Raw genomic sequence first — 25,519 nt, 5'->3', positions numbered from 1 at the left:
AAGTTATGTGTTGAACTGCGAGTGACCATTCTGTCGTGAGTGCAAGAATATGCACGCCACAACATTCGCTGTCTTTTAATTAAGACTGGCAGCTCGCTGGTGTATTAAGCGGGTATTAGGCAGAGAGGTATATAGGTGGCCGAATAAGCAGGGCCGAAAAGGGAGCAATGACAGCATGGGAAGAGACACAGGGCGCGCCTTCCGCGGGACGAGACAAGGTCGCCCAAGCATCACTTGGCAAATAAAGCCCAGTACCACAGAAGGTAGCACACTCGCACTCACCGTCACAACAAGGCATGTTTGCGCTCATTTGAGGTGACTCAGACATTGATGATGCCGATTGCTCCATAGCATGACCGTTCATGGCACAATGGGTATCTACATTCATTGCACTATCCATAGGCATAGACGCATAAGCACCACTCACCTGAACGGTTAGCACGATGAGCAGAAGCAGCACTGTCTGTAGTGTAGATATCATTTTCATGGCCGCAGTATATTCAATCTGCCACCCTAAATAAACAGGTTTACGGTCAGCATCCAAAAAGCTGCGCCAAACATCACCGCATTTTCTAAAAATGACACAAACCCTAAAGGCACATTTGAGTCTCCACCAACACAGGCACATTTCAATGCTTTTTTGTCAATATAGACAGCTTTGAACACGGAAACCCCACCTATCCCCCCAATAAATAACATCAGCGGTATGGAAATCTGTGGTAACAGGCTACCTACCATCAATAAACCGCCCAACACTTCGGCAAACGGATACACAAAGGCATAAGGGACATAGCGCCTTGCGAGCAGGTCATAACCCAAAAAGCCATTTACAAACCCTTGAATGTTTTGCAGCTTAAGCAGGCCAAGTAACACCATTGCCATACCAATAAACTGCATTACAATGGTCTGAACGGAAAAGGATGCAAAGGGTAAATGCATGATCAGGGTGAGTAGAGCAGCAACGGTAAAAACGGCAATAACAGGAAAATAACTCGCTTTTCCTTTTTCCCTAATGCTCATACCCAAATAGCTTTGTAGTGCTTCAAACCCGCCTACCCGTTCGTCTTCGATAATGATTTGAGGCGTCGTATTCACATTCATTTTCTCTTTGAATGCATCGACTTCTTCTCGCCTTGTCAGGCGCTTATCTTCAACCTCATATCCATTTCTACGCAACAGGTCCTTTGCCCTTAGCCCAAAAGGACACGTGTGTTTGTCGGTTTCCATTCGGTATAAAATTGCCGTTTTAGCCACGTCAGCCCCCTTCTTTTTATCGATTTAGCACAATGGTAAACTACGTACCTAGGTACGTAGTCAACCTTTTTTTGAGTGAGGGGGTTCCAATGAAAATCAGCCAATTTGCAAAACAGGCTGGCGTGTCGGTAGAAACGGTACGCTATTATCATCGTGAAGGATTGCTTGCAGTTCCTGAAAATTCGGGCAGCTATCGGCAATACACTAATGTACACATCAATAAAATTGCGTTCATTCAAAAAGCTAAACTGGCAGGATTTACGCTTGATGAAATTAAGCAACTAGAGCGGTTGGATGCATCACGCGATAAGGATGAAATTCGTCGAATATCAGAAGACAAGATGCAGTTACTAGAAACTAAGATTGCTGAACTGGTCATGGCACAAACTTTTTTGTCTGAACTGGTGCTTGCCTGTAAAAAGAGTGACAACGAACCTTGCCCAATTTTGACTGAATTAAGAGACACCTAGGCTATCACCCAGTCCAATCCATAAACCCAGCGCGACCAGTACCAGTCCCCCCAAGGTTTCTGCTCTTTTGCCGATGAAGGAGCCCAGCACACTGCCCAGCATTACCCCAATTGTCACCATACTAAAGGTGGCGAGCCCGATGAGGCTAGCTGCGAGAACAATATTAACGTCAATAAACGCTAAGCTCACTCCTACGGCCATGGCATCAATGCTTGTACCCAACGCAGTCAGCATAAGTATGAGCAATGACGGCTTGCTGTTGCTGGTTTTTGCCTCTTCATCATCATCTTTCATGCTGTCGTATATCATGTGTGTCCCAAGACCTACCAGAATAATCAGTGCAACCCAGTGATCCCACGCCTCGATATAAGTAGCGGCGGCACGCCCGAGTAACCAGCCAACAACCGGCGTAATCGCTTCAACGGAACCAAAAATCAGGCCTGTTTTTAAGGCATAGGAAAGCTCAGGTGTTTTAAGTTTTACACCTTTACTAATGGCGGCAGCAAAGGCATCGGTAGACATAGCAAACGCTAAAAACACCAGTGTAATCAAACTCATATAGATAGCTACTCAGCAATAAAAAAAGGCCAACAGTTTACCGTTGACCTTTTTACTATGTTGTTTTTTCTAAATAAACGGCTTGCGTTTAATTATCCAATTGATTCAACAATACTTCTACTGCTTTATCCAATTGTTTGTCCTCACCATTAGCAAGGTGATTAGGATCATTATTCACAAGGTGGGTGGGTTCAACCTGATTGTTTTCCAAGTACTCGCCACGAGGGTTCTTCACACCCACTTGCGGCACACCAATGCGAATGTCACCGGAAATTGACGTAGACCACCAAACGGCTGTCATTGTACCGGGAACAGGCATACCTACAATGTCACCTAAGCCCAGCTCTTCATAGGTATAAGCAATAGCGTGACCATCAGAATAGTTACCTTCGTTGACAACCAGCACGCTGGGTTTGGTCCACTGATCCATTGGGTCTCCGGCATACTCACGGCCTCTCACGTGCAAGGTGAAGTACTCTTTGCCCGAGAACAGTTTAGCCAAGTCATTGTGTAACCAGCCGCCGCCGTTCCAACGTGTATCAACCACCACGGCTTCTTTATTGAAGTGCTTGCCGAATAAATTGGAGTAAACGGTTCTGAAAGACGGATCATTCATCGCCGGAATATGAACATAGCCAAGACGTCCGTTGGAAATTTTCTCCACATAGGCTTCTCTGGAATCGACCCAGCGCTGATAAAGCAGGCGGTTTTGAGCACCATTAGAAATGGGCTTGACCACTTCTTCAAACGCATTGCCGTCTGTGTCAACAAATCCTACACGCACGCGCTTGCCTGTTGTGTGGTTTAATTGTTCAAACAGGTTCACACTGCCATCAAGTGTTACACCGTTAATACTGGTGAGTTTCACACCTGGTGCTACCTGGCTAGAGGCGTTGCCGAATGGCCCTTTGCCCAGCACTTCTTTCACAGTAAGTGCTCCGCTGGTATCTGTCATATCAAATAACAAACCTAACTGGCCAGTAGCATCATCACCAGGCTCTGACGAGGGGCGGTATGAAGAACCAATATGACTAGCATTGAGCTCACCTGTCATTTCAGCAATCAGATTAGCCAGGTCGCGGTTGTGCCCGATAGAAGGCAATTTACGACCATAAGACTCGCCCATAAAGTCCCAGTCAATACCGTGGAAATCGTCTTTATAGAACTTGTCCTTAATTTTTCGCCAACCATAGTCAAAGATGTACTGACGTTCCTCGGCAGCATTGAGTGCCATTACAGGGTTTGACGAAATTGGCTTAAGTTTTATCTTGTCGCCAAGCTTTCCACTTTGCAATCTGCCATCAGCAAGCACATAAATTTCTTTGCCATCAGGCGATAATTCAATAGAGGCTCGGCGGGCATTGAGCTTCGCTACGAGCGTAGTGCTTTTCTCGCGAATATTGTGTTGCCACAAATCGAAGCCTTTCTCGAACTGTGACAAGTAATATAACTCGCTAGCATCTTCTGTTAAGAAGAACTGTCCCAACGCTGAAGAGTGCATAGTGAGTCGTACCGTACGTTCATCAAGATTGTCCCACTCAATATTCAGCGGTGCTTTGGTTTCCTCTTCTTTTGCAGCGTCTTCGTTTTCTGACTTATCGTCCGACTCATCACCAGACTTTTCCTCATCTTTTTTATCAGATTTGGCTTTTTTCTCTAGCTCTTTTTTAAGCGCGTATTCTTCTTTTGACAGACGGAATTTGTCGTAGGCATCTTGGGTCAGGAATGCTGCCATGACATCGGCTTCTCTGCCCCATGAACCATGGTCGCGCTGACCATAACGCGTGCTCGACCACAATACGACATCGTCTTTGGCACTCCAGCCAGGCGCAAAGTCGTTATAACCAGATAGGCTGATGTCTACCGGCTCTGCCGAACCATCTGCAGGGAAAACCCCAATGTTTCTGATGAAGATTCTGCTACGCGGTGCAAAGTCAGCGGTCAGCCAGTGACTGTCGCCCGACCAGGAAAAGGTAATGTCTCCGTCTGAATAGCTGTAGTTGTATTGCTTACCCAGCGCGACATTGACTTCTTTAGTTTCTCTGTCGATAACACGAATTTCATCCCGTGAAGACAAGAAGGCAATTTTTTTACCGTCCGGAGAATAGACCGGCTGAAAACTGTCGGTATCTGTTACTAAAACAGGCACTTCTTCAAAGGCCGTTGCCGCAAAGAAGTAGGGTTCGTCTTCATTTGCGATAGAGGTTTCATACAAGCCCCAACGTCCGTTGCGTTCAGCGGTATAAAGTAAGGTTCTGCCGTCTTTGTGAAACGACACTGAACGCTCTCTTTCAGGTGTATTTGTGATCCTTACCGTGGTATTGAACTCTTTGCTGGTAACAAAGACTTCGCCACGCGCCACAAACGCCACTTCCTTGCCATTCGGAGACACTGCAAATTCGGACATACGATTGTTCAAACGCACGTTTTCTATTTCGTTTTCCTGGCTGTCATTCAGAATATCGATATCGAGGTGGGTGGGCTTTCTGCCGTCCTGCACATAGATATTGCCGTGATGAACAAACGCCAATTTGCCTTTTTTGCTGATTGACAAAGAGCGAACCGGATGTTGCTCAAACTGTGTAATTTGCTTTTTGTCAGAGCCGTCTAGGTCCATTTTCCACACGTTGAAACTGCCACTTTCTTCTGACGTGTAATACAGCGTGTTGTTGTCTTCGAAGACTGGCGTGTGATCACCACCTTCAAAATTCGTGATCTGCTTGTGTTCACCGGTCTCCAAATCCATCACAAATATGTCTCTGGCAAACGCGGATACATCGTGCTTTCTAAACGGATTTTCATAGGCTTTTTCATTGCGATAAGCCAGTAATTTGCCGTTAGGGCTGATGTCTGCTTCCGAGGTTGCGATCGTAGTGATCATACGCGGCGTGCCACCATTACTGCCCACCGCATAAGTTTCTGCCATTCGGCTGGTGGGATGAATAGAGGCTTCGGAGGCATCGGCTCGTGCTGACGTGAAGACAACTTCGCTGTCTTTATTGAAAAATGCCTGCGGATAATCTTGCGAAGAGTGGAAAGTAAGCCTGCGCGCTTTGCCGCCCATCGCTGACATCACATAGACGTCAAGGTTACCGGTGCGATCACTAGCAAAGGCAATAGATTTGCCATCGTCAGACCATACCGGGTGACCTTCCCACGCACTGTGGATGGTTAGGGGACGCGCGGTGCCACCTTTGGATGACACTACATAGATGTCGCCCTTGTAGGAAAATGCGACTTGGTTACCGTCAGGTGAAATGGCGCTGTGTAAGAACCATTCACTGTTTTCTTTTGCATGCGCCACTGCCGTTGTTACCAGCAGCAGACATGCAATAAGTAATGGATTTTTAACCCTCATATCTGTCCTTTATTGTCGTGTATTATGGTTTTTATAGATAAAACCTTTTTACATTACAGCCGAACTATACGCGCTTCAACTTATTGCGCTAAACTGCCGACGAGGAGAGATAATCAGAAGATTTTACCTGGGTGGAAACATTCCTCCAGGACCACCCATACCACCGCCAGGTGGCATCATGCCTTTCATCTGGCGCATCATTTTTTTCATGCCGCCACCGGACATTTTTTTCATCATTTTCTGCATTTGCGTAAACTGCTTCAATAGACGGTTTACGTCTTGAATCTGGGTACCTGAACCCGCTGCAATCCTGCGCTTTCTCGACCCTTTGATGATCTCTGGTCGAGAACGTTCAGCTGGCGTCATACTGTTAATGATGGCTTCCATTTGATTGAACTGTTTGTCGTTAGCCTTGTCTTTGATTTGCGCCTGCATGTTACCCATGCCAGGTAGCTTATCCATCAGTGACATCATGCCACCCATGTTGCGCATTTGTTCAAGTTGCTCTTTGAAATCCTGCAAGTCAAACCCTTTGCCTTTTTGCACTTTTTTGGCAAGTTTCTGGGCTTTGCTCTTGTCGACCTTGCGCTCAACTTCCTCTATCAGACTGAGTACATCACCCATTCCTAAAATACGCGATGCCATCCTTTCTGGGTGGAAAGGTTCCAGTGCATCTACCTTTTCGCCCATACCAATAAACTTAATAGGCTTACCGGTTATGTGACGCACAGACAGCGCAGCACCGCCTCGGGCATCACCATCAGCTTTGGTAAGAATCACACCAGTCAGTGGCAAGGCTTCGCCGAAGGCTTTGGCCGTATTGGCAGCATCCTGACCTGTCATAGCGTCCACCACAAACAGAGTTTCCACAGGATTTACCGCCTGATGCAATGCCTTTATTTCATCCATCATGTCGTTGTCTACATGCAAACGACCGGCGGTATCCACTAACAGTACGTCAAAAAATTGGGTTTTGGCTGCGTCGATAGCAGACTCAACAATGGCCACAGGTTGCTGTAACACGTTCGACGGATGACAGCTAACGCCGACTTCTTCAGCCAAGGTTTCGAGCTGTTTGATAGCCGCTGGACGGTAAACATCAGCACTCACCACCATGACTTTTTTCTTTTCGCGTTCTGTGAGGTACTTTGCCAGCTTACCCACACTGGTGGTTTTACCTGCACCCTGCAAGCCCGCCATTAGCACTACTGCGGGCGGCTGAGCGGCAAGATTCAGTCGCTCATTCGCTTCGCCCATGACGGATTCAAGTTCGCTTTGCACAATCTTTATGAACATCTGCCCGGGCTTCAGGCTTTTACTCACTTCTGCCCCGAGCGCACGTTCTTTCACCTGAGCAACAAAGTCTTTCACTACAGGTAGCGCAACGTCCGCTTCAAGCAGCGCCATGCGAACTTCGCGGAGTGTGTCTTTGATGTTGTCTTCAGTAAGACGGCCACGACCACTAATATTTTTGAGTGTGGCGCCTAAACGGTCAGAAAGATTTTCAAACATAAACGGTCATTACGGTTACAAACTTTGCGGGCATTATACAAGCGAGCAGATTATTTTGCTGTATTAATTGCATAAGTTTTGACGTAACTTCGTCAATCACGGTTGGATTTTATGGTCTGAAACAGTCACAATGGCAAGTGAGTTTCATTTTCATTAAGTAATCGCGATATATGGATTTACAAGGCATTCTGGTTGCATTAACGGCAGTGTTATACCTGACTGCGGCGGCGTTGATCCTACGCAGAGTCGTCACACGCTCGCCATTAGCCGCACCTGAATATGCATTAGCCATGCTGGGTGGTATTGCACACCTGTTATTCCTGACGCAGGTTATCTTTATTGCCGACGGGCAGAATATGAGCATTACCAATGTGCTGTCACTAGTATCCTGGCTGATTACCATCACTATGATCGTCAGTGCGCGCTTTTTGCCCAATGGTTTGCTTTTGCCCGGTGCTTATGTTTTTTCTGCATTAACCGTAATTGCAGCTGGTATGGTACCTGTTGAATACGCCATGCATTTTGAGCTCAAACCCGGCCTGATTGTGCACGTTACCCTCTCATTGATGGCTTATGGCAGTCTGAGTATCGCGTTTTTGTATGCGCTTCAAATGTCGTTTATTACCTATCAGCTCAAACACAAAGGTGCGTCATTAATCAACTCGCCCTTACCGCCGCTAATGTTGGTGGAGTCCATTTTGTTCAAGTTAACTACCGTGGGCTCGGTGCTGCTGTTCATTTCACTGCTGTCAGGCTTTGTGTTCATAGACAATATGCTTTCAGCGCAATACGCCCATAAAACGGTGTTGTCTGTTCTGGCATTGGTCGTCTATTTAGTGTTGTTATTCGGGCAGCGCCGCTGGGGTTGGCGTAACCGCCAAGTTATTGGCCTTACATCTGTTGCTTTGGCACTGTTAACGCTTGCTTATTTTGGCAGCCGACTGGTGCGAGAGGTCTTACTGTAGACGTAATCGTTTAAATTCCACTTGAATCCATTCTTTTCGCGCACTACAGTGTCAGTTCTACACAATAAAGGAACCATTTAGTTGGACGCTATTTCAACCAGTACACTGTTTTTGGTGTTAGGTGCGTTAATACTTTGCTCCGCCTACTTCTCTAGCTCTGAAACCGGCATGATGTCAATCAACCGGTATAAGCTGAAACATCTTGTCAATGAAAATCATGCTGCTGCCACGCGCGTACAGGCTTTGCTTGACAGGCCAGACAGGCTTATCGGTCTTATTCTAATAGGCAACAACCTGGTTAACATTGCCGCTACACTGGTAGCGGGTGAAATCAGTATGCGTTTATTCGGTGATTTCTGGGGGCCTATCGTTGTCACCATTGGACTGACGTTCATTATTCTGATTTTCGCAGAAGTAACGCCTAAAACACTGGCGGCGTTGTATCCGGAAAAAGTGGCTTACCCCAGTTCACTGCTACTTCGGCCGCTTATGCTTCTGATGTACCCTTTCGTGTTTTGCATTAATGGCATTACCAATGGGCTTTTGGCCATTATAAACGTGAGCCCTAAAGACGCAGACAACAACACTCTTAACCGGGAGGAGTTGCGAACCACGGTATTCGAATCCGGTAGTATGATCCCAACCCGTCACAGAGACATGCTGATCAGTATTCTCGATTTGGAAAACGTCACGGCTGAAGACATCATGATCCCGCGCAATGAAATTGTCGCCATTGACGTTAATGACGAATGGAAGGATATACAGCGGCAATTGGTAAATTCACAGCACACCCGCGTTTTGTTGTATCGCGACAGCATTGATGATGCTGTTGGCTTTGTCCATGTTCGCGATGCCCTGCGTTTGCTGTCAAAAGATCAGTTTAGCAAGGCCACCTTGCTGCGCGCGGTAAGAGAAATTTATTTCACTCCCGAAACCACGCAACTGCACAATCTTATGCATCAGTTTCAGGCGCAGAAAGAGCGCATTGGATTGGTGGTTGATGAATACGGCGATATTCAGGGGTTAGTGACACTGGAAGACATTCTGGAAGAAATCATCGGCGAATTTACCACCAGTACCTTGCCGACTTACAGCAAAGAAGTCAGTGTTCAACAAGATGGATCGGTTCTGGTAGACGGCAGTGCCAACGTCAGGGAACTCAACAAGGAGCTCGACTGGAATCTGCCAACAGAGGGCCCGAAAACACTAAATGGTTTGATTGTAGAATACCTTCAGGATATTCCGGAAAACAGAGTGAGTGTTAGACTGGCTGGCTATCCCATTGAGATAGTCGAAAGTTCAGAAAACATGATTAAAACGGTTCGGGTACAACCCCATTTTTATAGAAGTGAAAACGATAAAGCCAGTGATGACTAGCGTTTAGCGGGCATTAACGCGGCTTCACGCTGTCTGTTGCGCAGCGCCTTTTGTTTTGCCGCCTGCACTTTCTCTGACAACGACGTTAGTTTGTCGAACAATTCAACCATATCATTATCGCTGCGCACATCGTCCTGTTCCATATGGTACTGCAGTGATGATTTGAGTTGTTCTGGAAGTGTCTTTGACCCCATCTCTTCTGCCACTCTCGTTTATCTTCATGCGCAGCGCGCATCGCCTCTCAGTAGTCTTATCGGACGAAACGCAAAAAAACTTGAGGAGTTATTTGCAGACACCGTTTGTGACGTTCATGTTCCCTGAAAATGGTGGAGTAACTGCCCTCTAGCGGCGCTAGGTTGGTATTTGATCACAGCCATCGCGGCCGTATTGAACAGTGTGTTTCCCGCCTCAGGACACAAAGCCTCAAGCAAAAAACTGACAAAAGGCATATGACTGACAAGCAGTATTTTCATGTCATCGTTGTCATTATTTTGTGCAAGCATGCTGGCAGCACGCACATCAAGATAGTCGTGAACAGCGTAAGGGTTGCCCTCGGGTGTAATATCATCAAACGTTTCAACGGTTGCTACTGAAACCTGTTCATTGAACACATCGAAGGTCTGCTGAGCCCGAACATACGGACTTACCAGAGCCAAATCTATTGATGGTGTAGAAAACACACTGTTATACCAGGCGGCCGTCTCGACAACCTGCGCTTTGCCATGTTCCACCAGCTGGCGTGCAGCATCATTCTGCGCATAATTTTCAGCAGTACCATGACGCATTATAAAAATGGTTATTTGGTCGCCCATAATAGAACTACTTTGACCAGACAGTAAAACTGTGCATAAACTGATAATCTATTAACAATAGCAAAGCTCTTCGCAAGCGCATAGTGCCAACTTAAATAGTTGCTCATTTTTTATGTCGTGAATTAACTTTGTACTTGAGGCATATTGTCTGTGGGTATATTACAAGACACACATTTAACGTTTACCGAGCACTGTGCAGATAATGGTGCCCTCTTTTACCTGGCCGAAGACCATCGGCTTTCCCATGCGTTGTTGTCATTTTCAGTCAAAGCCGGACATTTTTATGATCCGGATGATTGCCATGGCCTTGCTCATTTGCTCGAACACATGCTCTTTATGGGTAGCCGGCGATTACCCAATAGCAATGAAGTCATCGACCTGATTAAGCGCTGCGGCGGTAACGTGAATGCCTGGACAGCCGGTGAACATGCAAACTTCCACTTTTCCTGCTTGCCTCAACACAGCCCAATTGCTCTGCCCGCGTTCTTTGATGCAATGGCTCACCCATTACTAAAAAAAGCATCCATCGAAAAAGAAATACAGTCCATCGATGCAGAGTTTGCATTTAAGAAAAAAGATGACCTTAGACGCTTGTATCAAATCCACAAAGAAACCAGCAATCCGGCACATCCATTCAGCAAGTTTTCCGTTGGTAATGCCAATATCTATTCTCAGCACTCGACAGAGAAACTGCAGGCCATGTTGCGCGAACTGCATACCAGCCGCTATACCTCTGGACAAATTCGAGTTGTATTCTGTGCGCCTGAAATCGACAGTAAGACGATAAGCACCTTTAAACAGTTGTTGTCACTGTTTCCTGATGATAACAGTGACGACCTTGTTTTACCGCCGCTCTATCTTGCTGACCAGCTTCAGCGAAAAATCAGCATTAAACCCCTGCAAAATGCCCGGCGCCTTATCATCACTTTCGCCTTGCAAACCGATATTCATCGCATAAAGCCTGCACTGGCGTACCTTAGTCATATTTTGGGAGATGAAGGGCAAAATAGTTTATTGGCCTACTTAAAAAATCAGGGCTGGGCAACCAATTTAATTGCGGGCAGTGGTATAGAAGGCTCGGGGTTTAAAGACTTTAATGTGAGTATTCAATTGAGTGTATCGGGTGAAGCACACATCAATACCATTGTAGAGGCTGTGTTTTATACCTTATCACTGGTGCAACATAATCAGGAAGACTGGCGTTGGGAAGAGAAACGTACCCTGGACAAACTGGCAAGAGATTACAACCAGTCAGCTCCCACTCTGGATACCATTTGTGAACTGGCTGAAAGTAGTTGGGAAAAGCACGTACCAGCCCCACAGCTCAATGCAGAAACTATTGCACTGGCCCTTTCCTACTTTGTTGTTGACAACTTGCGTCTCAAACACATTTCGCCCAATGTTCAGACAGAAGTTGCCTGCAAATACTACGACGCAGAATATAAAAACGCTGCGGTCTCGAATCAGGACATTCAGCGCTGGCGCTCGCCTCGTGTTTTTGAAGATATACAACTCGCAGACCAGAACCCGTACATTCAGGGCGAAAATAATTTGCTTAAACGGCATCCCGAATGGGCAGTGCCACAGCTGATTACGCAAACAAAACACTACAAATTATGGTTTAGCCAGGAACAACGTTTTAATAGCGTTAAAGGCGATATCTATGTTGCTTTTGACAGTCCACTGTTAACCGATAGCGCAAAACACAGTGCGTATAAACGCATATGGCTACACGCCATCAGCAACCTCTTGCTGGAAAAATTCTACCGAGCTGGCATTGCCGGCCTGCACTTTCGCATTTATGGTCATCAGGCTGGCTTTTCCATGCATTGCAGCGGATTTTCATCGTCGTTGATGGCACTGGCCGCGCAGGCCTTAGACAACTTACTTAATACTGACATAGGCCCTCATCATTTTGAGGCTGCCCGACGAGCTCAAATACAAAGTATGCAAAACGCGTTGTTAAACAAGCCCATCAACCGACTGTTTTCCCGTTTGGGCGTTATCGTTCAACGCTATAGTTTTGCGCCTGTAGAGATGCTGGAGGCACTAAAGACTGTCGATTATGGAGACTTCTGTACTCTTATTGCTCAGGCAAAAGACAACCTGTATGCAGAGTCATTCCTGCACGGTAACTGGCTGCAAGAACACGCTAGTGATTGGCAAAAGGTGTTAACACAGCATCAGCACCGCTTTACCCAGCATCATCTTTCTCGTCAAATACTCAAACTGACGCCAGGCAAAACCGCATTCCACGCGGTTCCCAGTGAACATGATGACGCCGCAGTCGTATTGTACTTGCAGGCGCCAAGCTGCGGCACACTGGATACCGCATTTTGCATGATCATAGAGCAACTTCTCGCCGGACCGTTTTTCAATGCGTTGCGCACCGAACAGCAGCTTGGCTATATTGTAGGCTCAGGATACGTGCCGCACAATCAACATCCTGGCTTGGCGTTCTATGCCCAAAGCCCAACTCACGATTGTGAAACGTTATTTCAAGCAATAATTCAGTTTTTACGTGAGCAAATCAACGAGCTAAGCTTTTACCGCGGTTATTGGCCCAGTATTCAGGCTAATTTGCTCAAACAAATTAGTGAACCTGATCATACCTTGGCCATGCAATCACAGCGCTTATGGCTAAATCTTGGTTTAAACGACCCGCGAAATCAGCGCCATGATGACTTGATAAATTGTATTGAAAACATGCAGTTTAACGACCTTGTGGACTGCGCAAATTCACTGCTCGCCAGAAATACATTTGGTGAGCTCGTACTGTATAGCGAAGGCCAATTAGCCAGTTTTTCACCAGATAGCGGAATTTCTGTCTCAAACATTGAATTATTTAAATCAAATGCCCCCTTTTTCGACTAAATTCCTTGTCGAATGGGCTTGAATTGGGCATATTGGGGGATGCAGCACGGAAGCTGAGAATAAAAATGATTTAGACTATGAGACGTGTACTGTCGATGGTGTTTTTGTGCGCACTTTTTTGAGTTTTTTTTGGCTTGCGGTTTTCAGTTTTTCAAGCCTAGCAAATAATAATGAATCGGGGTTAAATCCCGAATTGGGGGCTTCTGCGCCCTCAACGCAACTCTATATGCGCCTAGACGCCAGTTTCGGTGTTCCTCAATCTTTTGTTTTGGATATCAACGAAGACCAACTTGGATTTCTTTGGTTCGCAACCTCTGAAGCTCTTATGCGATTTGATGGCTATCAAATTGACGTGTTCAACACTGATTCTGGCCTTCCCGGCAATATTGTAAGAGACATCTTTATCGACAGCGATAATACGATTTGGGTGGCGACCATGCAGGGCATGGGAGTATTTGACCCATTAACCGAAACCTTCAAAACGATCCCCGTTGATGGCACTGATGACCGTATCCAAATGTGGGACATTACAGAAGGCACCGATGGTTCTCTGATCGTGGCCAGTATTGACAACCTTTACGTGTTGGATAAAACAGAAAGGGTATTAAAGCCTTATAATAGCAGAGTCAATTTCCCCAACAGTATTATTACCCTTTACGATGAGCCCAGTCGTCTGTGGATAGGCAGTTTAGACGAGGGAGCATTTATCTATGATAAGAGAAACAAAGAGCTTTTCTCCCTTCAGGCGTTTAATCCCTGGTCGTTAAAAATCGAAGCAAAAGCCCTGCAAAGCGTGACCGTGATCAATGGCGAATACTTACTGGGTACCGATGCAGGACTGTTAAGAATTATTGAAAAAGACGGCTACTTTGAAACAGAAACCTATTTTGAAGGGCGTGTAGTAAGGAGCATAGAGCCTTCTGATGGAAAAATCCTGGTCGCAGTAGAAAACGAAATTGTCGAAATGAGTTACTCAGACAACAAACAAACGTTAAAGGTGCTTTCACGACACAAGTTATCTGCCGATGATGAAATTTACTCCATTTTGGAAGACAACAATAATACACGTTGGATCAGCACTATTTCTGGTATCCGCTGGCAAACCAATTATCAAAGTAACTTTCCGGTTATCGGTAAAGGCTTCGCCACGAGTGAACAAAGCACAAACGGTTCCGTTGCAATAGATGTGTGGGGCTTAGCGGAAGATAAGGCGGGCAATATCTGGTCAGCCAATCAAAACGGCGAATTGGGTTTGTATGACAAAACGTCAGGCACCTATTACTACTTTCAACACGAAGAAGATAATGATTTTTGGGATATCGCCATAGACGATGAAGACAAAATCTGGATTGCAACGACCAATGGCCTAAAACACGTTGAGTATCACGACAAGCAAATCAAAGGTATAGACACTTTTTTACCCAATACACCTATCTACAATCTTTTTCAGTTCAACAACACATTGTGGTTTTCAACCACGGATAACCGCCTAATATCCGTCAATATGAAAGACCCCTCTATGTGGCAGGAACACACCTTTGATACCTCTCTGGAGCAAGCACGGGTTGTGCACGCTGATAAACAGGGGCGTATCTGGCTTTCAACCCATGACGGAGCCTTTATTTACGACACAAACAGTCGTCAATTTTTGCCCTCCAATACGGATTTTCAATCCCTCAGAGGCACTATCTTAGCGGTACATGACTACAACGGGTCCTATTGGGTTTCTACCTACAACAAAGGTATTATCCAGTTCGACAAAGCAACACTGCAGCAGCTTAAAAGCCAAAGAGTAGAACAAAAAAGAGGCCCGGGTCGCGCTTCTGTTGCGACTGGCAATACTATTTGGTATGCCCACGCCAACTACATTAGCCAGTTTGATTTAGACAGTTTCTCTGTGGTGGCAGAAATAAAGCCGAGTCAGCTTTACCACAATGATATCTTTGAAACTTCGTCGCTGATTACCGCCGACGGACACGTGGTATTTGGCGGTGAACTCGGATATCACATTATTGACCCTGACACCATGATCACAAATATCAACAAGGACTTGGTTACCCGCCCACCGCTTATCAGAGAATTTAAGTTGAACTCTGCTGAAATGGACTTAAACACCAAGGGTACATTATTAACCAAGCCTATCCATTTGACCGACAAACTGGTTCTGACCAATAACGATAAGCGGTTTAGTTTTAAGTTTGCTCTGGTCAACTCCATGGACCCACAAAACGTGGCGTATCGATACAAGCTGGAGGGCTCTGACAAAAACTGGCGATACGAAGAGCAAGATCTCAGTCGCCGAGCATTATTTCACAATGAGCCTTGGGGAAATTACAACCTATTGGTACAAGCACGAGAACCGGGCAAAGACTGGTCTGAATCGCAGCGCCTTGGCATTGTTATCTCTCCACCACCCTGGTTCTCTAAGCCCGCTATTTTTCTTTATCTTATTGCCATATTACTGTTTGTATTTTATGCCATTCGCCAATATCAGCAGCGCAGGCAAACCCAGAGAACCATTCGGGAATCTGAGGAGCGCTTGAAACTCACCCTATGGAGCAGTGGCGATGAGTTGTGGGACTGGGACGTGTATCGTGGACAGGTTTACCGCTCTAACACCTGGGGCACACTCGATTTCCCTCAGGATGATATTCGCACTAACAGCGCCTATGACGGAAACATTCATCCCAATGACTTAAATCGCGTGCAGGCAAACCTGAAAGCTCACCTTGAAGACAAAACCGAGTACTATGAAATTTCATACCGGGCCAAAACCTTCAAAAACAAGTGGGTATGGATCCTCGACAGAGGAAAAGTGGTTGCAAGAGATCACAATAATCAACCGCTCAGGATGACAGGCACACTTAAAAACATTCAGCACCTCAAAGAAGCTGAAGAGCAAATGAGGTTGTTTGAGCGTTCTATTGAAAATATCTCTGAAGGGGTATTTATCACTGACACAGTATTCAGATTTATCTCTGTGAATAAGGCGTACAGCAAATTGACTGGCGAATCCAGGGATCAGGCCTTAGCGTCATTCATGTATTTCCACCAATACTCTGCGGCCTTTACAGAAGAAATCAAAAAGACATTGCGTCAAAAAGGCAACTGGTCGGGCGAACTGGAATCCAGACGCGTTGATGGCGAACGTTATGAGATGGAACTCAATATAGATGCCGTTCATGATGATGACGGAAAAGTAAGCCATTATGTTGGCGTATTCTCAGATATCACCGAACGTAAAAATACCGAAAAAGAACTTATCAAGCTGGCGCACTCCGATCCGCTTACTGACCTGCCCAACCGCTCTGTATTCCAGGCCAGTCAGCAAAATCTAGTGCGACGAGGTGAGTCCCATGCCCTGCTCTGTTTGGATATGGATAACTTCAAGAAAATTAATGACTCTTTAGGACACCAAACTGGCGATGTACTGATCAAGCAAATTGCCAAGCGCTTGCAACGTATTACCGGCAAGTCGGCAACCTGTTACCGTTTAGGGGGGGATGAATTCAGCATTCTAATGGAAGACAACCCAGACGTTCACGTGATTACGCACTATGCACAGAACATCCTGGACAACTTGTCTCGCCCCTTTATTATCAATAAGCAGGAGTTTGTATTAAGTGCCAGTATTGGCATTGCATTTTACCCTAACGACGGTGACAACCCACAAGAGTTATTGAAAAACGCCGATACCGCCATGTACTTTGCAAAGAACTCTGGCGGTAACGCTTACAAGTTCTTCAGTTCAGAGATGAATCAAAATGCTGTCAGACAACTGCAAATAGAGAACCTGATTCGTCACGGCCTCAAGGACGACCTCTTCTCGGTGTATTACCAACCCAAAGTCGACATTGCGTCAGGCAAGCTTGTGAGTATGGAAGCGCTGGTACGCTTTATTCACCCACAAAAAGGCATTGTAAGCCCTGCGCAGTTTATTCCCCTTGCGGAGCAAACCGGTCAGATAGTCCAAATTGGTGAAGTGGTACTGGAAAAGGCCCTGAAAGACACTAAACGTTGGGTTGACGCAGGCTTATTCAGTGGTCGCGTAGCCGTCAATATTTCGGCGAAGCAGTTCGAGCTACCCGATTTAGATGACAGGATCAGCAAAATATTGACGAAGGTTGGTATTTCAGCCTTGCATCTCGAGTGCGAAATTACCGAAGGGACACTGATGGAAAACCCGGAACAGGGTTTGATGATGATGCAGCGCCTGCGCGAAAGAGGCATTCATCTCGCTCTGGATGACTTTGGTACCGGTTATTCATCTCTGGCCTATCTAAAACAATTTCCGTTGAATACTCTGAAAATAGACAAGGCCTTTATCGACGATATTGCGCATTCCAGTGTAGACAGACACATGGCGGCAGCCATTATTAATATTGCCCATAACCTTGGCCTTAACGTGGTTGCAGAGGGGGTTGAACACGAAGAGCAACTGGCAATATTGCGCCGATATGACTGTGAGTTGCTTCAGGGTTACCTTTATAGCAAGCCGCTAAGCAGTGATCGCTTTGAAAAGCTGTTAAACGAAAACGCTGATATCCATTCTTTCCTCACCCGCTCAGAAACATAAAATAAAGTTGGCACACATCTCGCAACGGTAAGTGTGATTGACAGGATTTTGTCGGTCAGTTTGTTTTGTTCACTTATCAAGAGGAAATACTGAGATGTTAAAAGCATACGCAGTTGCACTAGCGCTAACTACTAATCCAGTAGCTGTTACAGAAGACGGTGTCCAGGCCAAAGCTCAGGACAACCAAGCACAACAAACAGCAATAAAGAAAGGCTGGAAGCGCGGTGGTGTAATTAGACTACCTAGTCAAGAATTGGAAGCTAAAAAAGGCTGGAAGCGCGGTGGCGTAATTCGCTTGCCTCAATAAAAGTCAGGTTTACGTGAGAGAGGCAGGATGCCTCTCTTCAACACCTATACCGTAATATAGACGTTGTTAAACCCAACACTTTTACGCCATTGAATATGGCGCTGAATCACAAACATCGGCAGAATAAAAGGACCTAAGCACAATCCCAACAGCAACCATACTTTCGGATTAAGCCCTGATTTCATGGCATTTACGCAGTAAAAAACTGCAAAAACGATAAAACACAATACAAACAAGAACGCAGTTAGCATCAAAACCCCCTTCACTACCGCTACAACATGATTTCGACACTTTTTTAAGCCTGGTTAAACAACCAACAAAGCTTAAGTTTTCGCGCGTATTTTGCGCTTTTACAAGACAAAAAACAAAGACTTTTGACACTCTCAAACAAAAAAACCAGGCTAAGCCTGGTTTTTTACACTTTGTTTACAAGGTGTTAATAAAAGGTTTTCCCTTCCTCTGCCATCTTGAGCAAGCATTCTGCCGGAGAAAACTTCTTGTCGACGCTGCTGGCATAGTGGTTTAACTTTTCCACCACATTGTTTATACCAAGGGCGTCCATGTAACGGAATGGGCCACCCCGGAAGGGTGGGAAGCCGATGCCAAAAATAGCGCCAATGTCGCCGTCCCTTGCGTTGCGAATAACACCTTCATCAAGACAGCGCGCTGCTTCGTTGAGCATCATAAGCACACAGCGTTCAGAAACCTCAGCACCAGACAAGCGCTTTGCGGGTGAAATAGATAATAGCGTGTAGATACTTTCATCCACTTCTTTGCCCGGCTTTTTACCTTCATATGCATAGAAGCCTTTACCGTTCTTTTTGCCTTTTCTGCCATCATTGAGCACTTTGTCAAAGGCTGCGGGGGCTTCAAAACGATCGCCAAACTGATCCATGAGAATAGGGATAATTTTAGTCCCTACATCGATACCTACTTCATCAAGCAACTTCACAGGTCCAACTGGGAAACCAAACTTGACCAGTGACTTGTCGATATGATCGATAGGTTCCCCGCTTAATATCAGGTTGGCCGCCTCGTTCATGTATGGAGCAAGAATGCGGTTTACATAGAAGCCCGCGCCATCTTTAACCACCACAGGTGTTTTACCTTGCTTCTTGGCAAAGGCTACGGTTGTTGAAATAGTTTCATCAGACGTTTTATCCGTAGCAATTACCTCAGCCAATGGCATTTTGTCTACCGGCGAGAAGTAGTGTAAACCAATAACATTTTCAGGCCTTGCCGCATTAGCTGCAATTTGTTCAATGGGAATGGAAGACGTATTAGAAGCGAAGATAGTGCCTTCATTACAGTTAGCTTCAATGTCAGCGACCATTTGCTGCTTCAGTCCAACGTCTTCAAATACCGCTTCAATGACCATGTCTACATCTTGCATACCACTGTAATCCAGCGTACCGGTTAACAATGCCATTTGCTTCTGCATTTGAGATTTGAGCATAAAGCGCTTTTTGACCTTTTTATTTAACAGGTCATAGCTGTACTTCATCGCATTGGCGATCCCTTCAGGGCGAATGTCTTTGATACGGGCTGGCACACCCGCTTTGGTTGAGGTGACATAGGCAATGCCGCCCCCCATTAAACCGCCGCCCAATACGCCGACTTTTTTCACCTTCTTGGGCTCAACATCGGCCACACCGTGTTCTTTTTTCATCTGTGTAGTGGCGAAGAAAATTTGGCGCAATTCAGCCGACTCAGGCGTAACCACCAGCTCACCAAAAGCTTTAGCTTCGGCACGGAGACCTGCTTTGATGCCGCCAGAAATACCCGCTTCAATCACATCAATGATTTTGATGGGCGCTGGGTAATTCCCTTTGGTTTTCGCCAGGGTTTGCTCTTTTGCTTTTTTGAACAGCATATCGCGCCCAAAGCCTGTCTGTTCTAGCGCCTTATTCATCAGGCCTTTTTGTGGCTTGCTGCGTTGTGGTTTGCCCTTCAGCGCATATTTAGTAGCGACCTCCAGCAACACACTATGTGGCACCATATCGTCGACAATGCCCAGCTTTTTGGCTTGCTTGGCCCGTTTAGACGCACCAGTAAGCATCATGGTCATAGCTGGCTGGATCCCAATGAGTTTGGGTAAACGCTGTGTGCCACCGCTGCCCGGCAGTAACCCCAACTGTACCTCTGGTAGCCCTAATTGTGTGGCATTGTCATCGGTACACACGCGATAGTGGCAGGCCAGCGCTAGCTCTAACCCACCACCCAGGGCTGGCCCATGGATTGCAGCAACAAAAGTTGCACGCATATTTTCGATGCGATCAAATACGTCCTGCCCACCTTTGGCTATGGTTTCAGCATCGTCTGCTGTTTCACAACTGTCGAGCATTGAAATATCGGCACCAGCCACAAACGAATTGGACTTACCGCTGATAAGCACAACGCCTTTAATATCGCGGTCGTTCTCTATTTCATCAAGCATGGCGTTAACTTGCTCACCAAACTCGATTTTCAACGTGTTCATTGACTCATTGGGTACATCCATGGTCAAAATGGCCACGCCATTGTCCTGGCGCGTGAGCGTAAAAGTATCAGTCATTATTCCGTCTCCACTATCATAGCTGCACCCAAACCACCTGCTGCACAGGCCGTCAATAAGCCGGTTCCACCGCCGCGTCGCTGCAATTCATTCAGCATTTGTGTGATCATGCGCGTGCCCGTGGCCGCAAAGGGGTGACCATAGGCAATGGAACTGCCCATAACATTGAACTTATCCATATCGATTTCGCCCGTAGCTTTGTCACGCCCCAGTTTTTCTTTGGCAAACTTGTCGCTGGCAAACATTTTCACATTCGCTAATGTTTGTGCAGCAAATGCTTCATGCATTTCTATGAGCGTGAGATCATTTAACGTCATTCCTGCGCGATCCAGCGCTATTGGCGTGGCGTAAGACGGCCCCATTAGCATGTCTTCCCATACATCAATCGCTGAGAAGGCATAACTCTTAATATAACCCAGCGGTGTGTAGCCCAAGGCTTTAGCTTTGCTTTCTGTCATCATCAGCACTGCGGATGCACCATCAGTAAGTGGCGTTGCATTCGCTGCGGTGACAGACCCGTGCTTCTTATCGAAAACAGGACGTAGCTTGGCGTAACCTTCAAGCTTGGAATCAAAGCGAATATTATTGTCTTGCTCAAGCGCACCTTTATACGGTTCAGCATAGGCAGTCATCACTTCACCAGCCAACTTACCATCCTGCCAGCTTTGTGCCGCGAGAGAGTGTGAACGATGGGCAAGTTCGTCCTGAGCCTGACGTGTAATACCGTGAGACTTGGCCATCTGCTCTGCTGTTTGGCCCATAGACAACCCAGTTGAATACTCTGCCACTGCAGGAGGAACGGGCAACAAGTCTTTGAGCGAGAGTTGCTTGAGTACGTTAAGCTTTTGACCCAAGGTTTTGGTTTTTTGCAGGTCAACCAAAGCGCGCGCCAACTTTTTAGACACGCCAATCGGCGACACAGAAGTAGAATCGGCACCACCGGCCACCCCAACCTCTACGGTCCCCGCCATCATCGACTCGGCGATATTCACCGTTGACTGGAAACTGGTAGCACAGGCGCGCGACACACTGTAAGCATCTGTACCTACAGACATACCCGTGCCTAATACAATTTCCCTTGCAATGTTCGGCGCTTCCGGCATTTGTACCACTTGACCATACACGACCTGATCAACCCATTCCGGACTCACACCGTTTCTAATGAGTAGCTCGTTAACGACCATTTTGCCCAAATCTACCGCAGGCACGCCGTGAAAGTAGGTAGCCATCTTTGCGAACGGCGTTCTTAAACCGGCAACGATAGCGATCCTGTCACCATCTCGGGTTGTTACTGATTGTTTTGCAGCCATAATTCACCTAAATTTGTGACCATCTCAAGTGGTCTGACCTGTAAAATGTCCTGATTCTTACAAACTCGAGCGCAAATAGCAAATACGAGTTAACAAAGCATAGTAAAGTAGACGCTTGAAAGATATGTTGTGGAACCTTATATCTTTTGCACTGTCTTGGATAAGCGAATACGAACAGGAATAGAACAAAAAATGGCGGCAGAACACTTTTCTCAATTGCAGGATTACCTCAACAGCCAGGTAATTGGGCAAACTTCGTTAACAACCAACCTGCTTGTAGCCTTGATTGCTGATGGGCACCTTCTAGTGGAAGGGCCACCAGGACTGGCAAAGACCCGCGCAATTAATGCTTTGTCTCAAGGCATTGAAGGCGATTTCCATCGCGTGCAGTTTACCCCTGACCTGTTGCCAGCAGATTTAACGGGTACCGATATTTATCGTCCTGAAACCGGTGAGTTTATCTTTCAGTCAGGCCCCTTGTTCCACAATCTGGTGCTGGCCGATGAAATTAACCGTGCACCAGCAAAAGTGCAGTCTGCGTTATTAGAAGCCATGGCTGAACGCCAGATAACCGTCGGCAATAAAACGTATCCACTGCCTGAATTATTTTTGGTTATGGCTACACAAAACCCGCTGGAACAGGAAGGCACCTACCCGCTTCCAGAAGCGCAACTGGACCGTTTTTTGATGAAGTTGGAGCTAGACTATCCGGATGCCGAAACGGAAAAACACATTCTGCGCTTAAATCGTAATGAGGCTCGCCATGTAAAGGCCGACAAACCGCAACGATTATCTGAAGCACAAATTAATCATGCCCGTCAGGAAGCCCTGTCACTGCATATGGCTGAACCCTTAGAAACCTACATTGTGCAATTGATTATGGCAACGCGGCAACCGGCGCGCTATAACGCCGACCTTGCCAGCATCATCGAATACGGGGCTAGCCCTCGCGCATCACTAGCATTAGAGCGCTGCGCCAGAGCACATGCTTGGTTACAGGGTAAAGACTATGTTGGCCCCGACGATGTACAGGCAGTATTTTACAACGTTCTCAGACACAGGATTATACTGTCCTATCAAGCTGAGGCGGAAGGAAAAGGCGTCAATGATGTCTTAAAACAATTGCTAGAAGTGGTACCTGTACCTTAAGACGTCTATGACAGTATCAACTATGACCGCGTCGTTAGATACCTTCGGTGCCAATGGCTACACACTCAGTACGCAAGAATTGCTGATGTATCAGTCGTATGCACATTTGCTTGATCTGAAACCTAAAAAGCAGGTTCGTGCACAGCTATCTGGTGGTTACCTGTCAAAGGTGAAAGGCCGGGGAATGGAGTTTGACGAAGCGCGGCACTACCAAGCTGGTGATGATATTCGTGCAATAGACTGGCGAGTGACTGCGCGAACCGGCAAAACCCACACTAAAGTGTATCGCGAGGAGCGGGAACGACCTGTATTTGTTTTTTGTGATTTTCGTTCAAGCATGCGCTTTGGTACACAATGGGTACTAAAGTCTGTGCAAGCCGCTCATCTGTCGAGCCTTATCGCATGGGCAGGTGTAAAGCGCGGCGACAAAGTAGGTGCGCTATTGTTTGACAATCACGCGCATCAGGAGATAAAACCCAAATCGCGCAAACGGGCCGTGCTTTCTCTTACTCACGGCTTAGTGACTATGCACGACAAACCACAGCAAACATCGACACAGGACCAATTAGCTGTCAGTTTCGAACAAGCGTGTATGCGATTGAGGAGACTGGCTAAACCGGGTAGCTTGGTGTATTTGATTTCAGACTTTACGGCATTGACTGACGCTGCTATCCAGCATATTGGCGAGTTGCGTCGCCATTGCGAGGTTCAGGCGGTTCACATCAGTGATCCATTGGAAGTTGCGCTACCCACAGAAACAGCGGCCGGCACCGTGACCTTGTTTGACGGTGAGCAGAAACAGGCACTCAACCTGTCAGATAAATCAGTGACCAAACAATACGCCCAACAGCGGGCTGACTACAACGCGAGATTACAGGCTGTGCTGTCACCCAATGTGGCCGGTGTAATGCGCTTAAGCGCAGGCCTACCTTTGACTGATCAACTTATTGCAATGCGCGGAGGAAAGGTGTGAATCCGTTAGCGCAATTAAATGATATCGCCACCCCAACAGAAGTCAGCATATGGCCACTGGCATGGGGGTGGTGGGTGCTTGCCGTGCTTGTTGTATTAACCGTTACAATAGCCGTCATTAGCCTGATTCGTTATGTGAGGCGCCACCGAGCTCGCAAGCGTGCGCTTAGCGCCTTGGCAGAGTTATCGCCGGGTGATAGCGGCAACGCACAAGCATGCAATGCGCTCCTAAAACGGGTTGCTATGGTATACGCCCGGTCACAGGGCGTAACCAGCTTGCATGGAGAACAATGGGCCGACTTTCTCATGGATACATTAAAACCATCCAAGCAGAGCGAAACTGTAAAGTCACAGTTGGGAGAGCTAGCGCTCGCGCACTACATCGCTGAAGAATCAACGCTTGATGCTAAACAAATAGCCGAATACTGGTTGTCACATGTCAATGTAAAACGGGTTCAGGCGTATTCAAATAAGGAGAAAGCGCTTGTTTGAATTTAATCAATGGTGGTGGCTGTGTTTGCTCCCTTTGCCTTTTCTTTTTCGCTTGCTGACCCCCCGAAAAAAAACACAGCAGCTGGCATTAACCGTGCCCTTTAGTGTGCGTTCATTAAACGCCAGCAATCTGAACCCTGAAAGCCCGAAAACGTTGAGTTTGATTTTATTGTGGCTAACCTGGATAGGCTTATTATTAGCGGCAGCACGTCCTCAGTGGCTGGATGATCCCATCACTCTGCCCAATGAGGGACGTGAAATGATGATAGCGGTCGATTTATCCGGCAGTATGCAAATTGAAGATATGACGGTGAATGGCCGTCCCGCGAATCGTCTGACCATGGTCAAATCGGTACTCACTGATTTTATCGAACGTAGAACCGGCGACCGCCTTGGGCTGATTTTATTTGCCGATACCGCTTATTTGCAGGCGCCTATGACCTACGACAGAAAAACGGTATCAACATTACTCGATGAATCTGTCATCGGCTTAGTCGGTGAAAAGACAGCAATTGGCGATGCCATTGGCCTAGCAGTGAAACGTTTTGAAGAAAAAGGTGATTCTAACAACGTACTGGTTTTGCTCACCGACGGACAAAACACAGCAGGTAATATTCAGCCTTTGGACGCCAAAATACTGGCTGTAGAACGCGACGTGAAAATCTATACCATAGGGGTAGGCGCTGATGCCATGCAGGTTGATGGCTTGTTCGGAAGCCGACGGGTTAATCCATCAAGAGATTTAGATGAAGGCCTGTTGACGGATTTAGCGGAAAGCACAGGTGGGCAATATTTCAGGGCGAGAGATACTCAAGAATTAGAACAAATCTATGCCCTTTTGGATGAATTAGAGCCGGTTGAAGGGAGCGGTCAGACCTTCAGGCCTCAACGCAGTTTGTATATGTATCCGTTATTAGCTGCGCTGGGGTGTTTGCTGCTGACCGGCCTGACTCAACTGCACTGGCGTCGAGGAAATTAA

General features: G+C 46.6%; 19 protein-coding genes. 10 read left to right on the top strand and 9 right to left on the bottom strand.

All coding sequences use genetic code 11. The features are described from left to right. Window positions 1-115: 115 nt before the first annotated feature. The gene (locus DRW07_RS03435) at window positions 116-487 is read right to left on the bottom strand and encodes a hypothetical protein (protein WP_165870385.1); all 372 of its coding nucleotides are present in this window, start codon (window positions 485-487) and stop codon (window positions 116-118) included. 26 nt (window positions 488-513) lie between these two features. Then, window positions 514-1,254, bottom strand: coding sequence for a glutaredoxin family protein (locus tag DRW07_RS03430; protein ID WP_205665348.1), 741 nt, complete (start codon window positions 1,252-1,254; stop codon window positions 514-516). An 89-nt stretch (window positions 1,255-1,343) separates the two neighbouring features. On the opposite strand from DRW07_RS03430, the gene DRW07_RS03425 reads away from it, so the two are divergent. Further along, window positions 1,344-1,724, top strand: a complete 381-nt coding sequence (locus DRW07_RS03425; protein WP_165870384.1) for a MerR family transcriptional regulator — start codon at window positions 1,344-1,346, stop codon at window positions 1,722-1,724. Here DRW07_RS03425 and DRW07_RS03420 read toward each other — a convergent pair. The 3 genes from DRW07_RS03420 to ffh form a co-directional block, all read right to left on the bottom strand. Continuing rightward, window positions 1,710-2,282 carry a manganese efflux pump MntP gene (locus DRW07_RS03420; RefSeq protein WP_124026470.1) on the bottom strand — a complete coding sequence of 191 codons (573 nt, stop codon included), beginning with the start codon at window positions 2,280-2,282 and terminating at the stop codon, window positions 1,710-1,712. The two genes, DRW07_RS03425 and DRW07_RS03420, sit on opposite strands and share 15 nt — an antisense overlap. A gap of 88 nt (window positions 2,283-2,370) precedes the next feature. Then, window positions 2,371-5,640, bottom strand: coding sequence for a S41 family peptidase (locus DRW07_RS03415; RefSeq protein WP_124026469.1), 3,270 nt, complete (start codon window positions 5,638-5,640; stop codon window positions 2,371-2,373). A 123-nt stretch (window positions 5,641-5,763) separates the two neighbouring features. Continuing rightward, window positions 5,764-7,152 (bottom strand): signal recognition particle protein, encoded by a 1,389-nt coding sequence (gene ffh, locus DRW07_RS03410; protein ID WP_124026468.1) that lies wholly within the window; start codon window positions 7,150-7,152, stop codon window positions 5,764-5,766. 170 nt (window positions 7,153-7,322) lie between these two features. Between ffh and DRW07_RS03405 the strand changes: the two genes are divergently transcribed. Further along, window positions 7,323-8,117, top strand: coding sequence for a cytochrome C assembly family protein (locus DRW07_RS03405; protein ID WP_124026467.1), 795 nt, complete (start codon window positions 7,323-7,325; stop codon window positions 8,115-8,117). Window positions 8,118-8,198: 81 nt separating this feature from the next. Beyond that, entirely contained in the window at window positions 8,199-9,494 is a 1,296-nt protein-coding gene (locus tag DRW07_RS03400; RefSeq protein WP_124026466.1) for an HlyC/CorC family transporter, read from the top strand. Here DRW07_RS03400 and DRW07_RS03395 read toward each other — a convergent pair. Both DRW07_RS03395 and sixA read right to left on the bottom strand, forming a co-directional pair. Next, a complete protein-coding gene (locus tag DRW07_RS03395; RefSeq protein ID WP_124026465.1) occupies window positions 9,491-9,688 on the bottom strand; it encodes a hypothetical protein in 198 nt (65 codons plus the stop codon). The genes DRW07_RS03400 and DRW07_RS03395 overlap by 4 nt on opposite strands. Before the next feature lie 114 nt (window positions 9,689-9,802). Continuing rightward, on the bottom strand, window positions 9,803-10,306 hold the full coding sequence (gene sixA, locus DRW07_RS03390) for a phosphohistidine phosphatase SixA (protein WP_124026464.1): 504 nt from the start codon (window positions 10,304-10,306) through the stop codon (window positions 9,803-9,805). 150 nt (window positions 10,307-10,456) lie between these two features. Between sixA and DRW07_RS03385 the strand changes: the two genes are divergently transcribed. The 3 genes from DRW07_RS03385 (at window position 10,457) to DRW07_RS03375 (ending at window position 18,063) form a co-directional block, all read left to right on the top strand. Beyond that, on the top strand, window positions 10,457-13,180 hold the full coding sequence (locus DRW07_RS03385) for an insulinase family protein (RefSeq protein ID WP_124026463.1): 2,724 nt from the start codon (window positions 10,457-10,459) through the stop codon (window positions 13,178-13,180). Window positions 13,181-13,286: 106 nt separating this feature from the next. Continuing rightward, complete coding sequence (locus DRW07_RS03380; protein WP_124026462.1) at window positions 13,287-17,756, top strand: EAL domain-containing protein; 4,470 nt, start codon at window positions 13,287-13,289, stop codon at window positions 17,754-17,756. A gap of 94 nt (window positions 17,757-17,850) precedes the next feature. After that, entirely contained in the window at window positions 17,851-18,063 is a 213-nt protein-coding gene (locus DRW07_RS03375; protein ID WP_124026461.1) for a hypothetical protein, read from the top strand. Between the two features lie 436 nt (window positions 18,064-18,499). Here DRW07_RS03375 and fadJ read toward each other — a convergent pair whose 3' ends face one another. After that, complete coding sequence (gene fadJ / locus DRW07_RS03365; RefSeq protein ID WP_124026459.1) at window positions 18,500-20,617, bottom strand: fatty acid oxidation complex subunit alpha FadJ; 2,118 nt, start codon at window positions 20,615-20,617, stop codon at window positions 18,500-18,502. Further along, complete coding sequence (gene fadI / locus DRW07_RS03360) at window positions 20,617-21,927, bottom strand: acetyl-CoA C-acyltransferase FadI (protein ID WP_124026458.1); 1,311 nt, start codon at window positions 21,925-21,927, stop codon at window positions 20,617-20,619. Before fadI ends, fadJ begins: the two co-directional genes overlap by 1 nt. Before the next feature lie 192 nt (window positions 21,928-22,119). Between fadI and DRW07_RS03355 the strand changes: the two genes are divergently transcribed. Genes DRW07_RS03355 through DRW07_RS03340 form a run of 4 tightly spaced genes read left to right on the top strand, consistent with a single transcriptional unit; the run spans window position 22,120 to window position 25,519 of the window. Next, window positions 22,120-23,076, top strand: a complete 957-nt coding sequence (locus DRW07_RS03355) for an AAA family ATPase (RefSeq protein WP_124026457.1) — start codon at window positions 22,120-22,122, stop codon at window positions 23,074-23,076. 7 nt (window positions 23,077-23,083) lie between these two features. Beyond that, window positions 23,084-24,049 (top strand): DUF58 domain-containing protein, encoded by a 966-nt coding sequence (locus DRW07_RS03350; protein WP_124026456.1) that lies wholly within the window; start codon window positions 23,084-23,086, stop codon window positions 24,047-24,049. Then, a complete protein-coding gene (locus DRW07_RS03345; protein ID WP_124026455.1) occupies window positions 24,046-24,540 on the top strand; it encodes a DUF4381 domain-containing protein in 495 nt (164 codons plus the stop codon). The genes DRW07_RS03350 and DRW07_RS03345 overlap by 4 nt, the downstream gene beginning before the upstream one ends. After that, window positions 24,533-25,519, top strand: coding sequence for a vWA domain-containing protein (locus tag DRW07_RS03340; protein ID WP_124026454.1), 987 nt, complete (start codon window positions 24,533-24,535; stop codon window positions 25,517-25,519). The genes DRW07_RS03345 and DRW07_RS03340 overlap by 8 nt, the downstream gene beginning before the upstream one ends.

Origin of the sequence: Paralteromonas sediminis, assembly GCF_003820355.1 — a bacterium.
GTDB classification, from domain to species: Bacteria; Pseudomonadota; Gammaproteobacteria; order Enterobacterales; family Alteromonadaceae; genus Alteromonas_F; species Alteromonas_F sediminis.
The sequence above is the reverse complement of the archived record's forward strand: the minus strand, read 5'-3'. Positions and strand labels throughout refer to the sequence as shown.

Bases quoted from the DNA above. Each gene is read 5' to 3' on its own strand.
- DRW07_RS03405 (WP_124026467.1), top strand. From the start codon at position 7,323: ATGGATTTACAAGGCATTCTGGTTGCATTAACGGCAGTGTTATACCTG.
- DRW07_RS03435 (WP_165870385.1), bottom strand. From the start codon at position 487: ATGAAAATGATATCTACACTACAGACAGTGCTGCTTCTGCTCATCGTG.
- fadJ (WP_124026459.1), bottom strand. From the start codon at position 20,617: ATGACTGATACTTTTACGCTCACGCGCCAGGACAATGGCGTGGCCATT.
- DRW07_RS03425 (WP_165870384.1), top strand. From the start codon at position 1,344: ATGAAAATCAGCCAATTTGCAAAACAGGCTGGCGTGTCGGTAGAAACG.
- DRW07_RS03395 (WP_124026465.1), bottom strand. From the start codon at position 9,688: ATGGGGTCAAAGACACTTCCAGAACAACTCAAATCATCACTGCAGTAC.
- DRW07_RS03355 (WP_124026457.1), top strand. From the start codon at position 22,120: ATGGCGGCAGAACACTTTTCTCAATTGCAGGATTACCTCAACAGCCAG.
- DRW07_RS03420 (WP_124026470.1), bottom strand. From the start codon at position 2,282: ATGAGTTTGATTACACTGGTGTTTTTAGCGTTTGCTATGTCTACCGAT.
- DRW07_RS03375 (WP_124026461.1), top strand. From the start codon at position 17,851: ATGTTAAAAGCATACGCAGTTGCACTAGCGCTAACTACTAATCCAGTA.
- fadI (WP_124026458.1), bottom strand. From the start codon at position 21,927: ATGGCTGCAAAACAATCAGTAACAACCCGAGATGGTGACAGGATCGCT.
- DRW07_RS03350 (WP_124026456.1), top strand. From the start codon at position 23,084: ATGACAGTATCAACTATGACCGCGTCGTTAGATACCTTCGGTGCCAAT.
- DRW07_RS03415 (WP_124026469.1), bottom strand. From the start codon at position 5,640: ATGAGGGTTAAAAATCCATTACTTATTGCATGTCTGCTGCTGGTAACA.
- ffh (WP_124026468.1), bottom strand. From the start codon at position 7,152: ATGTTTGAAAATCTTTCTGACCGTTTAGGCGCCACACTCAAAAATATT.
- sixA (WP_124026464.1), bottom strand. From the start codon at position 10,306: ATGGGCGACCAAATAACCATTTTTATAATGCGTCATGGTACTGCTGAA.